Source organism: Acinetobacter oleivorans DR1, from assembly GCF_000196795.1.
Taxonomy (GTDB): domain Bacteria; phylum Pseudomonadota; class Gammaproteobacteria; order Pseudomonadales; family Moraxellaceae; genus Acinetobacter; species Acinetobacter oleivorans.
In genome coordinates this window covers 975,905-988,590 of the sequence record NC_014259.1, presented here as the reverse complement: position 1 = coordinate 988,590, position 12,686 = coordinate 975,905, and the positions used below count along the sequence as shown (strand labels likewise).

Annotated in this window: 18 protein-coding genes and 1 pseudogene; 13 read left to right on the top strand and 6 right to left on the bottom strand. The window is 38.7% G+C overall.

The genetic code is table 11. From position 1 onward, the window contains the following. Positions 1-78: 78 nt before the first annotated feature. The 4 genes from cysT to AOLE_RS04605 all read left to right on the top strand — a co-directional run bounded on the left by cysT (position 79) and on the right by AOLE_RS04605 (position 3,861). Positions 79-912, top strand: a complete 834-nt coding sequence (gene cysT / locus AOLE_RS04620) for a sulfate ABC transporter permease subunit CysT (protein WP_005307499.1) — start codon at positions 79-81, stop codon at positions 910-912. Next, complete coding sequence (gene cysW, locus AOLE_RS04615; RefSeq protein WP_005307502.1) at positions 909-1,793, top strand: sulfate ABC transporter permease subunit CysW; 885 nt, start codon at positions 909-911, stop codon at positions 1,791-1,793. The genes cysT and cysW overlap by 4 nt, the downstream gene beginning before the upstream one ends. Positions 1,794-1,804: 11 nt before the next feature. Then, positions 1,805-2,866 carry a sulfate/molybdate ABC transporter ATP-binding protein gene (locus AOLE_RS04610; protein WP_005307505.1) on the top strand — a complete coding sequence of 354 codons (1,062 nt, stop codon included), beginning with the start codon at positions 1,805-1,807 and terminating at the stop codon, positions 2,864-2,866. Between the two features lie 71 nt (positions 2,867-2,937). Further along, positions 2,938-3,861 (top strand): CysB family HTH-type transcriptional regulator, encoded by a 924-nt coding sequence (locus AOLE_RS04605; RefSeq protein ID WP_004790709.1) that lies wholly within the window; start codon positions 2,938-2,940, stop codon positions 3,859-3,861. Positions 3,862-3,953: 92 nt separating this feature from the next. Here the strand turns inward: AOLE_RS04605 and carO are convergent, their stop codons facing one another. Continuing rightward, the gene (gene carO / locus AOLE_RS04600; RefSeq protein WP_013197089.1) at positions 3,954-4,694 is read right to left on the bottom strand and encodes an ornithine uptake porin CarO type 3; all 741 of its coding nucleotides are present in this window, start codon (positions 4,692-4,694) and stop codon (positions 3,954-3,956) included. A 295-nt stretch (positions 4,695-4,989) separates the two neighbouring features. On the opposite strand from carO, the gene dapD reads away from it, so the two are divergent. The 8 genes from dapD to AOLE_RS04560 all read left to right on the top strand — a co-directional run bounded on the left by dapD (position 4,990) and on the right by AOLE_RS04560 (position 10,070). Then, on the top strand, positions 4,990-5,811 hold the full coding sequence (dapD, locus tag AOLE_RS04595; protein WP_013197088.1) for a 2,3,4,5-tetrahydropyridine-2,6-dicarboxylate N-succinyltransferase: 822 nt from the start codon (positions 4,990-4,992) through the stop codon (positions 5,809-5,811). 78 nt (positions 5,812-5,889) lie between these two features. Then, a complete protein-coding gene (gene queE, locus AOLE_RS04590; protein WP_013197087.1) occupies positions 5,890-6,600 on the top strand; it encodes a 7-carboxy-7-deazaguanine synthase QueE in 711 nt (236 codons plus the stop codon). 40 nt (positions 6,601-6,640) lie between these two features. Continuing rightward, a complete protein-coding gene (gene queC / locus AOLE_RS04585; RefSeq protein ID WP_004790702.1) occupies positions 6,641-7,309 on the top strand; it encodes a 7-cyano-7-deazaguanine synthase QueC in 669 nt (222 codons plus the stop codon). A 16-nt stretch (positions 7,310-7,325) separates the two neighbouring features. Next, positions 7,326-7,742, top strand: a complete 417-nt coding sequence (locus tag AOLE_RS04580) for a hypothetical protein (protein WP_003650267.1) — start codon at positions 7,326-7,328, stop codon at positions 7,740-7,742. Positions 7,743-7,841: 99 nt separating this feature from the next. After that, complete coding sequence (locus tag AOLE_RS04575) at positions 7,842-8,528, top strand: Dph6-related ATP pyrophosphatase (RefSeq protein WP_005307517.1); 687 nt, start codon at positions 7,842-7,844, stop codon at positions 8,526-8,528. A gap of 19 nt (positions 8,529-8,547) precedes the next feature. Then, a complete protein-coding gene (locus tag AOLE_RS04570) occupies positions 8,548-9,009 on the top strand; it encodes a peroxiredoxin (RefSeq protein ID WP_013197086.1) in 462 nt (153 codons plus the stop codon). Positions 9,010-9,126: 117 nt separating this feature from the next. Further along, entirely contained in the window at positions 9,127-9,696 is a 570-nt protein-coding gene (locus AOLE_RS04565; protein ID WP_013197085.1) for a CAP domain-containing protein, read from the top strand. 11 nt (positions 9,697-9,707) lie between these two features. Continuing rightward, a complete protein-coding gene (locus AOLE_RS04560; protein WP_013197084.1) occupies positions 9,708-10,070 on the top strand; it encodes a glyoxalase superfamily protein in 363 nt (120 codons plus the stop codon). A gap of 4 nt (positions 10,071-10,074) precedes the next feature. On the opposite strand, the gene AOLE_RS04555 is transcribed toward AOLE_RS04560, so the two are convergent. The 3 genes and pseudogenes from AOLE_RS04555 to AOLE_RS04550 form a co-directional block, all read right to left on the bottom strand. Next, positions 10,075-10,455, bottom strand: coding sequence for a nuclear transport factor 2 family protein (locus tag AOLE_RS04555; RefSeq protein WP_013197083.1), 381 nt, complete (start codon positions 10,453-10,455; stop codon positions 10,075-10,077). 1 nt (position 10,456) lies between these two features. Next, positions 10,457-10,561 (bottom strand): annotated as a pseudogene (locus tag AOLE_RS19715) (tautomerase family protein); the annotation flags it as partial. Positions 10,562-10,577: 16 nt separating this feature from the next. Further along, positions 10,578-11,144 (bottom strand): nicotinate-nicotinamide nucleotide adenylyltransferase, encoded by a 567-nt coding sequence (locus AOLE_RS04550; RefSeq protein ID WP_013197082.1) that lies wholly within the window; start codon positions 11,142-11,144, stop codon positions 10,578-10,580. A gap of 109 nt (positions 11,145-11,253) precedes the next feature. Here AOLE_RS04550 and AOLE_RS04545 point away from each other — a divergent pair, with 109 nt between their 5' ends. Continuing rightward, positions 11,254-12,054: an enoyl-CoA hydratase-related protein gene (locus AOLE_RS04545; protein ID WP_013197081.1), complete on the top strand. Its 801-nt coding sequence runs from the start codon at positions 11,254-11,256 to the stop codon at positions 12,052-12,054. Here the strand turns inward: AOLE_RS04545 and AOLE_RS04540 are convergent. Together AOLE_RS04540 and AOLE_RS20805 are read right to left on the bottom strand one after the other, a co-directional pair. Continuing rightward, positions 12,047-12,367: an NIF3 1 gene (locus tag AOLE_RS04540; protein WP_013197080.1), complete on the bottom strand. Its 321-nt coding sequence runs from the start codon at positions 12,365-12,367 to the stop codon at positions 12,047-12,049. The genes AOLE_RS04545 and AOLE_RS04540 overlap by 8 nt on opposite strands. 68 nt (positions 12,368-12,435) lie before the next feature. Then, a complete protein-coding gene (locus AOLE_RS20805) occupies positions 12,436-12,561 on the bottom strand; it encodes a KGW motif small protein (RefSeq protein ID WP_013197079.1) in 126 nt (41 codons plus the stop codon). Positions 12,562-12,686 lie beyond the last annotated feature (125 nt).

Here is a 12,686-nt window from a genome sequence, read left to right as displayed (position 1 = left end):
CCCAGCTTTATATCGCACCGTTTATCTTTATTTATTCGCTTACTGGTTTCAGCAGGCTTTTCTCTTTGAGGAAATATCATGTCGCAGCGATCCCGAGTGCTGCCTGGGTTTGGTCTATCTTTGGGCTTCACCCTCGCCTACGTTTCTTTTATTGTGCTTATTCCATTAGCCGCAGTCTTTATCAAATCATTTGGAATTGGATGGGACGGATTATGGGAAATTTTAACCTCTGAGCGTATTTTAAAATCGCTTCAGCTCAGCTTTAGTTCAGCTTTAATCGCAGCCTTTATTAATGTTGTGTTTGGCTTACTTTTGGCTTGGTGCCTTGTACGTTATAACTTTCCTGGGAAACGCTTGGTTGATGCATTAGTCGATTTACCTTTTGCTCTTCCAACTGCAGTTGCAGGTATTGCGCTTACCTCACTCTATGCACCCACTGGTTGGATCGGTCAGTATTTAGAACCACTCGGTATTCAAGTTGCATATACGCCAATCGGTATTACGTTGGCATTAATATTCATCGGTATTCCATTCATTGTAAGAACAGTTCAACCTGTACTCAGTGATATCGAAACTGAACTTGAAGAAGCAGCTTCGGCACTCGGCGCAAATCGCTGGCAGACAATTACTAAGATTATTTTACCGATATTACTACCAGCTCTATTCACAGGCTTTGCTTTAGCATTTGCTCGCGGTGTCGGTGAATATGGTTCAGTTATTTTTATTGCAGGTAACCAGCCGTTTAAAACAGAAATTGCTCCGCTCATGATCATTTCACGCCTTGAAGAATATGATTATGCAGGTGCAACAACAATTGCTGCGGTCATGTTAGTTCTCTCTTTCATCATCTTATTTGCCATTAATTTACTTCAAGCATGGGCAAACCGTCGTACAGGGAGAAATATCACATGAACCTACATACTGACAGCAATGCACTTGCGCTTAAATTGCAATCACGAGATGCAACACGCGAACCAACTTGGGTACGTTATACCTTAATTACAATTGCGCTGATTTTTTTCCTCAGTTGCCTCATGTTGCCACTCATTCTAGTTTTTGTAGAAGCATTTAAACAAGGACTTGAAGTCTATGTTCAGGCTTTGATTGATCCAGATACGTTATCAGCAGTGAAATTAACTTTATTAACCGCAGCAATTGCAGTGCCGATTAACGTGATCTTTGGTGTTGCCGCAGCATGGGCTGTTTCCAAGTTTCAGTTTAGAGGTAAGGCAGTTTTAACCACCATCATTGATATGCCTTTTTCGGTTTCACCCGTTATTGCAGGTTTAATGATTGTACTTATTTTTGGTGCTCAAGGTTGGTTTGGCGGCTGGTTAATGGACCATGACATTAAGATCTTGTATGCAGTACCCGGAATTGTTTTAGCAACCATCTTTATTACAGTCCCTTTTGTAGCTCGTGAGTTAATTCCACTCATGGAGGCTCAAGGAACAGAGGAAGAAGAAGCAGCGATTGTATTGGGTGCTTCAGGCTGGCAAACCTTTTGGAAAGTGACATTACCTAACATTAAATGGGGTTTGATTTACGGCGTGATTCTGTGTAATGCCCGTGCAATGGGTGAGTTTGGTGCAGTATCGGTAGTTTCTGGCCATATTCGTGGTGAAACCAATACCCTGCCACTTCATGTCGAAATTTTATATAACGAGTACACCTTTAGCGCAGCATTTGCCGTGTCCTCATTGCTTGCTTTTTTAGCCCTATTAACGCTGGTATTGAAAACGTGGTTAGAACTACATCAAGACAAACCAGAACCACATTCAACTGATTCGTAAGGAATGAAATCATGAGTATTCAAGTTAAAAATATTGAAAAACACTTTGGTGCATTCCATGCGCTTAAAAATATTTCTCTAGATTTTCCAGAAGGTGAACTGGTTGCCCTACTCGGCCCATCTGGTTGTGGTAAAACAACCCTACTTCGGATTATTGCAGGATTAGAATCAGCTGATGGTGGTCAAGTGCTACTTGAAGGTGAAGATGCGACCAATGTACACGTGCGTGAGCGTCAGGTTGGTTTTGTATTTCAGCACTATGCTTTATTCCGTCACATGACAGTATTTGACAATATTGCATTTGGTTTACGTGTTCGTCCTCGTGCAACACGCCCTTCAGAAGCTGAAATTAAAAAACGTGTTACTCGTTTACTTGATCTAGTTCAGCTTGGATTTTTAGCAGACCGCTACCCTGCTCAGCTTTCTGGTGGACAACGTCAGCGTATTGCTTTAGCCCGTGCTTTGGCAGTAGAACCACGAGTCTTATTGCTTGATGAACCATTTGGTGCGCTAGATGCTAAAGTCCGTAAGGAATTACGTCGCTGGTTACGTAACTTGCATGATGAATTGCATATTACGTCAATCTTTGTAACCCACGATCAGGAAGAAGCACTCGAGGTTGCAGACCAAATTATTGTAATGAATAAGGGCAATGTCGAGCAGATCGGCTCACCTCGTGAAGTTTATGAAAAACCTGCAACGCCATTTGTATTTGATTTCTTGGGTCAAGCAAATCGTTTTGAAGGTGAACATGCCGGCGGTATTATTCGTATTGGCAATGACCGTATTGAATTACCAACGGCAGTTGAGGCACCTCAAGGAAAAGTGATTGCTTTTGCCCGTCCAGATGAGTTACATATTCACTCGCAACCGCAAGCGAATACGATTGAAGCGACTTTTGTACGTGAAATCTGGATTGCTGGAAAAGTTGTGGCGGAATTACAAGACCGTAATGGACGTTTAATTGAAATTGCTCTGAGCAGTGAAGCTGCAAAATTACATGCATTTAAACCAAATCAAACTGTTTGGGTGAGTGCATCTCAATTGCACTTATTTGCAGATCAAGTTGCTTAAGAAATATATTTGGTGAGGAAATATCTTGCGGAACTAAAGCAATTCCTCACCTCTTTTGAGGAAAAGTGTGAATGAACTTTCAACAATTAAGAATTATCCGAGAAACTGTACGCCAAAACTTTAACTTAACCGAAGCATCGGCTGCACTCTACACGTCTCAATCAGGTGTAAGTAAACATATTAAAGATCTAGAAGATGAGCTAGGTGTACAGCTTTTTATACGAAAAGGTAAACGTCTTCTAGGTTTAACAGAACCAGGACAATCTCTTCTTGGCATCGTTGAACGCATGTTGGTTGATGCTGAAAATATTAAACGCCTTGCAGAAGATTTTAATAAAGTTGATGAAGGCACATTAACGATCGCAACAACCCATACTCAAGCACGTTATGTGCTACCTCCGATCGTAAACCAATTTAAGAAGTTATTTCCTAAAGTTCATTTGATTTTACAACAAGCCAGCCCTGTTGAAATTTCAGAAATGCTCTTACAAGGTGAAGCGGATATTGGGATTGCTACAGAGTCTTTAACAACTGAAGAAAATCTGGCTAGTATTCCTTACTATCAATGGCAACACAGCATTATCACACCGCAAAATCATCCTTTAGTAAAGGCAGACAAGATTACGCTTGAGCTTTTAGCGGATTACCCACTCATTACTTATCATGGCGGTTTTACAGGCCGCTCTAAAATTGACAAAGCTTTCGAAGAAGCTCACCTAGATGCAGATATCGTAATGTCTGCTCTTGATGCAGACGTTATTAAGACTTATGTCGAATTGGGCATGGGAGTCGGAATTGTCAATGACGTGGCCTATGACACAGAACGTGATCATCGTTTAAAACAAACTAAAACTGATATTTTTGGTGTCAATACGACATGGATTGCAGTTCGCAAAGGTCATCTACTACGCGGTTATGGTTACGAGTTTATTTCCTTATGCTCACCTGATGCCGATATCAAAGCACTTAAGAAAATTGCTTACCCAGATGAATAAAGATTCAACAATAAATAAAAGAGCTTTTTAGCTCTTTTATTTTATGAGACGCAAAAAAAAAACGAGCCGAAGCTCGTTTTTTCTTTTAGATCTTACCAGTAGAAGTTCACACCAACTTTACCAACTGGTAACCATTGGTATTTATCGTCATTCGCGATTTTACGAGCTTCCGCATTTACTGCTTCTTCAAGTGATTGATCACCAGTTGTAACTGCTGAACCTGTTGAAACAAGTTTAACTGTTGGGTTACCAGTGTAATAAGCACCTACTTCACCGAATACACCCCAGTTTTTATTGATTTTAGGTGCAAAACCAAAACCTAGGTATGGAGCGATATCATTTTTATAAGACATTTGACCGTTAATTTTTACACCATCGGCACCCGCAATAAAGTCTTGGTTATTGACACGGAATGAACGGGTCGCATCAACGTTACGAGTCAAATCATAGTCATTATCAAGATATGCTGCACCAGCCGCTACATATAGACCTTGAGCCCAACGGTTAGTACTTGCACCCCATGGACGAATTTCAGCATTTAAATAAACATTGTTGTTATCCATATCGATGTCATAGGTTGAGCCGTTGACTTTTACATCATCAGACCAAGAAATGTCACCACCGTTATAACCGAGTGCCAAACCTACATATGGGTTTGCTTGCCACAATAAAGCACCACCGTAACCAGTTGTACCTACCTCAGCACGCGCCCCCACAGGAATTAATTGGTTTTTGTCAAATGCGTAGCTGTCATGAACAACTGCTTCATCTGCCATTACAGCACCAGCAGCGAATAAAGCTGTTGTTGTTACTAAAACACGTAATGCTTTCATAGTTTTCTCCTCAAAAAGGCTCTGTTTTTAATTTATTCATCTTGTGACTGAAATCATAATAAAGAGAGCTTAGAGTCTTTTTTATACAAAAAGTGGTAGATTTCTGTTATTTTTTGATACAAATTGAGTTAAATTTTTATTTTCAAATCATTTTTGTGTAAAAAACACTTGATTATCTAATAAGCTTATTTTCATTTACCTCATTTATATCCTCAATTAAACGTAACACGTTTTTTCAAAGATTCTTGTCACAAATTAGTGTAAAATCTTTAAAATTTTTTATGGAAGGAAGATCATGTCTCAGCTTTCTACGATCATTGAGCAAGCATTTGAAGACCGCGCAAACTTTACTGCAGCAGATTGCTCAAGCGAAATCCGCCAAGCTGTTGAAGAAGCAATTGCTGGTTTAGATAACGGTACACTTCGAGTTGCTGAAAAGATCAATGGTGAATGGGTTGTTCACCAATGGTTAAAAAAAGCTGTTTTATTATCATTTAAATTAAATGACAATAAACCAATCGAGTCATGTGATCTTCGTTTCTACGACAAAGTTGAAACTAAATTCTCTGGTTGGACTGAAGAACAATTTAAAGCAGCAGGTGTTCGTGTTGTTCCTCCTGCTGTAGCACGTCGTGGCAGCTTCCAAGCTAAAAACGTAGTGTTAATGCCTTCTTATATAAATATTGGTGCTTATGTAGATGAAGGCACAATGGTTGATACATGGGCAACTGTAGGTTCATGTGCTCAAATCGGTAAAAATGTTCACTTGTCTGGTGGTGTAGGTATCGGTGGTGTTTTAGAACCATTACAAGCTAACCCAACCATTATTGAAGACAACTGCTTTATCGGTGCGCGTTCAGAAATCGTTGAAGGCGTTATCGTTGAAGAAGGCTCAGTTATTTCAATGGGCGTTTTCATTGGTCAATCAACTAAAATTTATGACCGTGCAACTGGCGAAGTCCATTATGGTCGCGTTCCAGCAGGTTCAGTTGTTGTAGCAGGTAGCCTGCCGTCTGCTGATGGTAAATACAGCTTATATGCTGCAATTATTGTGAAAAAAGTTGATGCGCAAACACGTGCAAAAACAAGTTTGAACGATTTGTTACGCGCTGACTAATTTCAGTTTGATCAAACATCTCTACGGTCAACACTGATCGTAGAGATTTTATTTTTTATATAGTGTGGTATTTCTAGAATGGCTTCCTTACGTTCCTCTGCAATTCCTGTCTCAGACCCTGCGTCCGGTTTACGCATTACCGAGATTTTTTACTCGTTGCAGGGTGAAGCAAACGCCTCTGGCCTACCGACTGTATTTATCCGTCTAACGGGCTGTCCATTACGTTGTAGTTATTGTGATACCACTTATTCTTTTGAAGGCGGTGAACGTTTTTCACTTGAACATATCATTGAAACAGCTACCCAATATCAAACTCCTTATATTTGTGTAACTGGTGGTGAACCACTTGCACAGCCAAACTGTTTAATTTTATTACAACGTCTATGTGAAGCTGGCTTTGATGTTTCTTTAGAAACCAGTGGCGCGCTCGATGTCTCAAAAGTAGATTCGCGTGTTTCTAAAGTTCTTGATTTAAAAACTCCAACTTCTGGTGAGGAACATCGTAATCTCATCAGCAATCTTGATCATTTGACTGCGCACGATCAAATTAAATTCGTCATTTGTAATCGCGAAGATTATGAATGGTCAAAGCAGCAAGTTGAAAAATATCAACTGCATAAAAAAGTCAGTACCGTTTGGTTCTCCCCTGCCTTTGCAGTTGAAAAAGGTGCTGTTAGCCTGCCACGTCTAGCACGTGATCTGGCACAGTGGATACTTGATGATAAACTCCTCGTTCGCTTCCAACTTCAGTTACATAAACTGCTTTGGAACGATGAATCAGGTCGTTAATCACTCAATAAAATAAATCATTCCGAATATGGAGAAAAATATGCGCCCTCGTGCCATTGTTTTGCTTTCCGGCGGCTTAGACTCAACCACTTGCCTAGCTTGGGCACAAGCACGCTATGAATGTATTGCTATTAGTTTTATGTATGGCCAACGCTCAACGACTGAACTAGATGCAGCAAAAGCATTAGCTCAACGTGCAGGTGTTGAACATCGTGTAATTAATATCGATTTGGCGAATTTAGGTGGATCTGCACTTACAGACCACAACATTGCTGTACCTGAACAGTTACAAGAAGGTATTCCTGTAACTTATGTACCAGCGCGTAACACTATTTTCCTCTCTTATGCTCTAGCCGCAGCTGAAGTATTTAATGCTGAAGCGATTGTTATTGGTATCAATGCTGTTGATTATTCAGGATATCCTGATTGTCGTCCTGAATTTATTGATGCTTTTGCGAATATGGCACGCTTAGCAACTAAAGCTGGCGTAGAAGGAAAACCACTTAAGTTTGAAACACCACTGTTACATTTATCCAAAGCGAATATTATACGTTTAGGGATTGAACATGGCGTAGACTATAGTCAAACGGTATCTTGCTACCAAGCAGATGCTCAAGGACGTGCGTGTGGCAAATGTGACAGTTGCCGTTTGCGTAAAGAAGGCTTTATCGAGGCTGGTGTTGCCGACCCAACACGCTATATACCGTAATAAGTAGGTAAAATTTATGAAGTTGTTAAAATCAAATCTTATTCTTTCATCTTTGTTTTCAACAGTTGCTCTTATGGCTGGTGCAGCACATGCTGCCGAAAACCCAGTTCAAGCAGCATATAAAAGTACCAACGTTAAAGGTGCATTAGTTAACGTTTGTAAAGATCAAACAGCTAAAGGCGGCAAACTAAGTTCATCTGAAGTTAGCAAATTCTGTAGCTGCCAAGTTGAAGCACAAGGTAAAGTGACTGAAGCACAAAAATGGGAAATCCAAAGTGCAATCAATGCGAAGAAAAGCCCAAGCTCTCTAGGATTTGTACAACAACAAAACCGTGATCTTAAAGCATGTTTCGGTCCTCAGTTAACAACTAAACTTGAAAAATTAACTGAAGATGCAATGAAAGCTGCTCAACAACAAGCTCCTAAAAAATAAGCTTTTGTTATTCCAAATTAAGCCTGCATTTATGCAGGCTTTTTTGTAGCTCTGTTAAAATGACCTTATCGAACTTGAACAATTCATCTGAAATAAACCATGCAAGAACAATGGAAAACTAACGCAATAAATAAGACCTCTATTGTCTCATTCAGTGGTGGCAAAGACAGCTCCCTTGCACTCTACCATGCAATGCAAACTGGTACAGTTAATGGACTCATTGTCATGCTAGAAGAGCAAGGTCAGCGCTCTCGTTCGCATGCTATGCCACTTGATATTATTCAAGCTCAAGCTGAAGCAATTGGCCTACCCGTATTTATGGCTTCTTCAAGCTGGAATGACTATGAAGCTAAATTTATTGAATTACTCATTCAGGCAAAACAACAAGGTGCCGAGGTACTTGTTACAGGTGATCTAGATATGCCTGAACATGGCTGTTGGCATGATCGAATAACTCAACAGGTGGGACTTAAATTAGGAATGCCTCTTTGGCTTCGCCCACATCGTGAAGTTGTTGAAGAATTTATTAATCTTGGTTTCCGTAGTGTTCTTGTGACAGTGAACTTAAAACTAGGAATGACAATTGAAGATTTAGGAAAAACTTTAAACTTAGAATATATAAAAGAACTTGAAAACCGCGGTATTGATCCATGTGGGGAAGGTGGTGAATTTCATACGACTGTGATTGATGGCCCAATTTTTAACAAACCAATTCCTGTAAGAAAGCTCGATATTGTTTATCATGAAGAATATGCTTTTTTACCACTTGAATTAGATCAAATTTAGCTTTTTTGAAGGATGAGAAATGACTGACAATATCCAATTACCAAATCAGGTATTCCCAACAACACAGGGTGAAGTGAACTTGACTGAGGTCGAAAATGAATGGTTAATCATTTACTTCTACCCTAAAGATTCAACTCCAGGATGTACAACACAAGCTGTTGGTTTTTCTTGTCTAAAAGATCAGTTTGAAGCTTTAGGTGCTCGTATTTACGGTGTTTCGCGCGACTCAGTAAAAGCACATCAAAACTTTACTGAAAAGCAGGCACTGACTATTGATCTGATTAGTGATAAAGAAGAAATACTGTGTAAACACTTCGATGTGATTAAAGAAAAAAATATGTATGGCAAAAAAGTAATGGGGATTGAACGCTCTACTTTCATTTTCCATAACAAAACTTTAGTTAAAAGCTACCGTAAAGTTAAAGCTGCTGGACATACAGAACAAGTTCTAGAAGACTTAAAAAACCTTCAAACAGCTTAATAAAATTAACAAACAAAAAGCGAGTTTCACACTCGCTTTTTGTTTGCAAAGCATTACCCAATACTTTGACTTTGGCGTATCATAAAAACATTAGAATAATTATTTTAAGGCAATGATATGAGTCTACTCAAAACTTGCTCTTTGCTGCCTGCTACTCTTTTTATCGGTGCATGTAGTGCAAATACATTAGTAATGCCCACTGATAGCACCACATCAATTGCTCAAATTCAAAACAATTCCAATGAAATAAGCTGCCAAGATTTACAAAACCCAGCCTATCAACAAGCTGTATTGAGCACAATTAATCAGATCCGACAGCAATCACGCCAATGTGGTCAGCAGTATTTCCCAGCAACCAAACCTTTGAGCTGGAGTAATAATTTATATAAAGGTGCACTTTCTCATAGTGAAGATATGGCTGCACACAACTTTCTCGGGCATGTTGGCTCAACAGGTCTGGACTTAAAATCACGTTTGAAAATTTACAATACCCTTGGTAAAGCCAATGGTGAAAATGTCGCTAGTGGCCAAAAAACTTTAGGGCAAGTTATGTCTAGATGGCTAACAAGTCCCTTGCATTGTAGTAATCTAATGAATCCAAAATTCACCACTTACGCAATCGCGTGTGCTTCTGATCAGTCTGTGAAGCAAAAGAGTTATTGGACTCAACAATTTGGTACACGTTAAAAGGAAAAATGATGCAATCTGGTTCAATCACTCCAATTTTAAGAATTTTTGATGTTGATTTAGCTCAATCATTTTATCTTGAGTTTTTAGGTTTTCAGCTTGATTGGCAACATCAATTTGAAGATAACTTTCCTTTATATTTACAAATTTCCAAAGATGATTGCGTTATTCATTTATCCGAGCATTTTGGTGATGCAAGTCCACATAGTGCAATTCGTATTTATTGGGAACATATTTATGAGCTGTACAGCGAACTAAGCAAAAAAGATTATAAATTTTCTAAGCCTCAGGTTGAAAAAACAAATTGGGAAACACTTGAACTCAGCATCACCGATCCTTTTTCCAACCGAATTATCTTTTGGGCAGATGCTTAATCATTCAGTCCGCTAAAATTTGATAATGGAATACTTTCGATATAATTCTCCATTGATCATCTTCAAACACAAATGTAAGTGCATCATAAAAATATTTAGGGTGGATAACGCATTCAACATGGACTAGCGCCAACCGTTCATTAATCACATTGATTGAACTGATTTTATCCTGTCGTGTTTGTCGCATTGAAGCTGGAGAAATCCGACTCGCAACAATCGGAAAATATTCAGCCATGCTAAGTCGTAGTATGGGTTGCTCGGTTACATTGATATATATGGCATCAGGATGAAAAACATTATTTAGAAGTTGCACATCACAAAAATACAAACCATCAAAATATTGCTCTAGTTGTTTTTGAATCTCAGTAATAGGATTATTTTGCATTTTAAGTACTCAAACTTTGTCTTTTTCGTATCGCAGAAACAGTTTCACCTGCAACACCCCAATTATCAGTTTCAACTTCATCAATGACTACAAATGTAGTTGCAGGAGAACCACAAGCTGAATTAATTTAGATTGGTTTTATCATCGATAAGATATTTGCGTTGTAGTTCAGCATAAACTTCCGTCTCTTTAAATTCATCTAAAAATTTAATCGTTCCTACAGGGAAAAATTCCGTTTGGATTTCACCACGATAATAAGCTTCACGCATTGGTGTTGCCGAAATTGAATCTTTTAAGCTATCCAGCTCAACCATAATCCATTCAGGAAACAGTCTCAAATAATAGGAAGACTCGTCTTTAAAATGTCCGATCAAACCAACTTTTAAGTTAGGTTCAATTACGCCATTCACTAAAGATTTGACTTGTTTCACCCACTTTTCGTCATTATAAACATCTACCACATGTACAAAACGGATGCGTTTTTGTTCTTCTAGAGAAAAATTTGACAAGATCATTTGCTCACGCTCTATTGCTAAGAACGGATTTTTAATATTACGTTCCATTTGAGCAGAGCCTAACGCCAAAACCACATAATGGCTTTGTTGTAAGGCAATTTCAATGGTCTGCATATGAGCCAAATGAAATGGTTGAAAACGCCCTATAAAAACGAGATAGTCAAATTTATACATAATTAGATTTTCACTTTTTATGAACTCATCAGTAACGCTCATTACAAAAAATATGCGCCATAATGAGAACCTAAAAATTAACAACGTGGTTTAAAGCAAGGATAGTACGATGACACTTAGCTGTATTCAACAACCTCATCAACATTTAAACGCAAATTTAGAAGGTGGCGTACTCACCTTAGCCATAAATCGCCCAGATGCAAAAAATGCACTCTATGGCGAACTTTATTTATGGATTGCCAAGGCACTGAATGAAGCCGACCTTCATAAAGATGTTCGAGTAGTTATTCTACGTGGTGTCGAGCAAGATTTTACCGCTGGTAATGACATGAAAGATTTTATGGGTTTTGTACAAAATCCAAATATGGGGCCAGCTGGAGAAGTTCCACCATTCGTTCTACTTAAAGCAGCTGCCAAATTATCAAAACCACTTCTTATTGCAGTAAAAGGTGTGGCAATTGGAATTGGCGTTACGATTTTATTACATGCAGATTTAGTTTTTGCTGACAACACGGCCCTATTTCAGATTCCATTTGTAAGTCTTGGCCTTTCTCCAGAAGGTGGTGCAAGTCAATTACTCATTCAACAAGCGGGTTATCACAAAGCAGCTGAGCTTCTACTTACTGCAAAAAAATTCAATGCTGAAACTGCTGTACAAGCAGGCTTAGTTAATGAAGTAGTTGAAGATTCTTACGCATCTGCTCAGGCAACAGCTCAGCATTTAGCAGCTTTGCCTCTTGCATCATTAAAGCAGACAAAAGCGCTTATGAAGCATAATTTAGAGCAAATTATTGAATGTATTGATCATGAAGCTGAAATCTTTATGCAGCGCGTTCACTCACCTGAAATGCTAGAAGCAGTACAAGCATTTATGCAGAAACGTAAACCAGATTTCTCTCAGTTTAATTAAAATCAATTTCTATGATTTGAATAAACTCAAAGGCAGGCTCTTCATAAGGATGGCTTGCCTTTAATGCTTTCGCTACAGCCTTGGCATTTTCTTCAATTACAATTGTTTCTACACGCCACTCATCAATTTGTTCGAGTTCACCTAGCTCTCCGATATAAGGATCGGCTCCTTTAACTGGTTTGAACTGCCCTATTCCTTTCACTTGCCATGCACAGTGTTCATAATTACCGATACCACCTGCACCAGCAGAGAAAATGGCTTGTTTAGTCGATTCAAGATGTGACTCAGGTACGTAATAAATCAGCTTTAACATGGGCAAAATGACTCAAAACTAGTGAACTTGCTTTAAATCATACCGTTAAAAAAGCTTCAAAATCAAAGTCAGCTCATCATTACCAAATAATTTGCTCCAATAAAGAGGATTTGAATCGCAAGTGCTAAGCCAAATAAACGCCAGCCCTTATCTTTTTTATAAAACGTTTTTATATGATTTTCATTTTTCATCATTTTGATCTCCGATTTTTTATCGTTGTTACAGAGAAAGCAAAAATTGAACCAACCTCAAATAAAGCATAAGGGGTTAAATAGTAAGCTGTCTATACTCTTATACGTTTTTTTAAAATGCTTCAAGA

Excerpts from the sequence above, each read along its gene's own strand:
- AOLE_RS04570 (WP_013197086.1), top strand. The coding sequence starts at position 8,548 with ATGACTGACAATATCCAATTACCAAATCAGGTATTCCCAACAACACAG.
- AOLE_RS04565 (WP_013197085.1), top strand. The coding sequence starts at position 9,127 with ATGAGTCTACTCAAAACTTGCTCTTTGCTGCCTGCTACTCTTTTTATC.
- dapD (WP_013197088.1), top strand. The coding sequence starts at position 4,990 with ATGTCTCAGCTTTCTACGATCATTGAGCAAGCATTTGAAGACCGCGCA.
- cysT (WP_005307499.1), top strand. The coding sequence starts at position 79 with ATGTCGCAGCGATCCCGAGTGCTGCCTGGGTTTGGTCTATCTTTGGGC.
- cysW (WP_005307502.1), top strand. The coding sequence starts at position 909 with ATGAACCTACATACTGACAGCAATGCACTTGCGCTTAAATTGCAATCA.
- queE (WP_013197087.1), top strand. The coding sequence starts at position 5,890 with ATGGCTTCCTTACGTTCCTCTGCAATTCCTGTCTCAGACCCTGCGTCC.
- AOLE_RS04605 (WP_004790709.1), top strand. The coding sequence starts at position 2,938 with ATGAACTTTCAACAATTAAGAATTATCCGAGAAACTGTACGCCAAAAC.
- AOLE_RS04610 (WP_005307505.1), top strand. The coding sequence starts at position 1,805 with ATGAGTATTCAAGTTAAAAATATTGAAAAACACTTTGGTGCATTCCAT.
- AOLE_RS04575 (WP_005307517.1), top strand. The coding sequence starts at position 7,842 with ATGCAAGAACAATGGAAAACTAACGCAATAAATAAGACCTCTATTGTC.
- AOLE_RS04545 (WP_013197081.1), top strand. The coding sequence starts at position 11,254 with ATGACACTTAGCTGTATTCAACAACCTCATCAACATTTAAACGCAAAT.
- queC (WP_004790702.1), top strand. The coding sequence starts at position 6,641 with ATGCGCCCTCGTGCCATTGTTTTGCTTTCCGGCGGCTTAGACTCAACC.
- carO (WP_013197089.1), bottom strand. The coding sequence starts at position 4,694 with ATGAAAGCATTACGTGTTTTAGTAACAACAACAGCTTTATTCGCTGCT.
- AOLE_RS04555 (WP_013197083.1), bottom strand. The coding sequence starts at position 10,455 with ATGCAAAATAATCCTATTACTGAGATTCAAAAACAACTAGAGCAATAT.
- AOLE_RS20805 (WP_013197079.1), bottom strand. The coding sequence starts at position 12,561 with ATGATGAAAAATGAAAATCATATAAAAACGTTTTATAAAAAAGATAAG.
- AOLE_RS04550 (WP_013197082.1), bottom strand. The coding sequence starts at position 11,144 with ATGTATAAATTTGACTATCTCGTTTTTATAGGGCGTTTTCAACCATTT.
- AOLE_RS04560 (WP_013197084.1), top strand. The coding sequence starts at position 9,708 with ATGCAATCTGGTTCAATCACTCCAATTTTAAGAATTTTTGATGTTGAT.
- AOLE_RS04540 (WP_013197080.1), bottom strand. The coding sequence starts at position 12,367 with ATGTTAAAGCTGATTTATTACGTACCTGAGTCACATCTTGAATCGACT.
- AOLE_RS04580 (WP_003650267.1), top strand. The coding sequence starts at position 7,326 with ATGAAGTTGTTAAAATCAAATCTTATTCTTTCATCTTTGTTTTCAACA.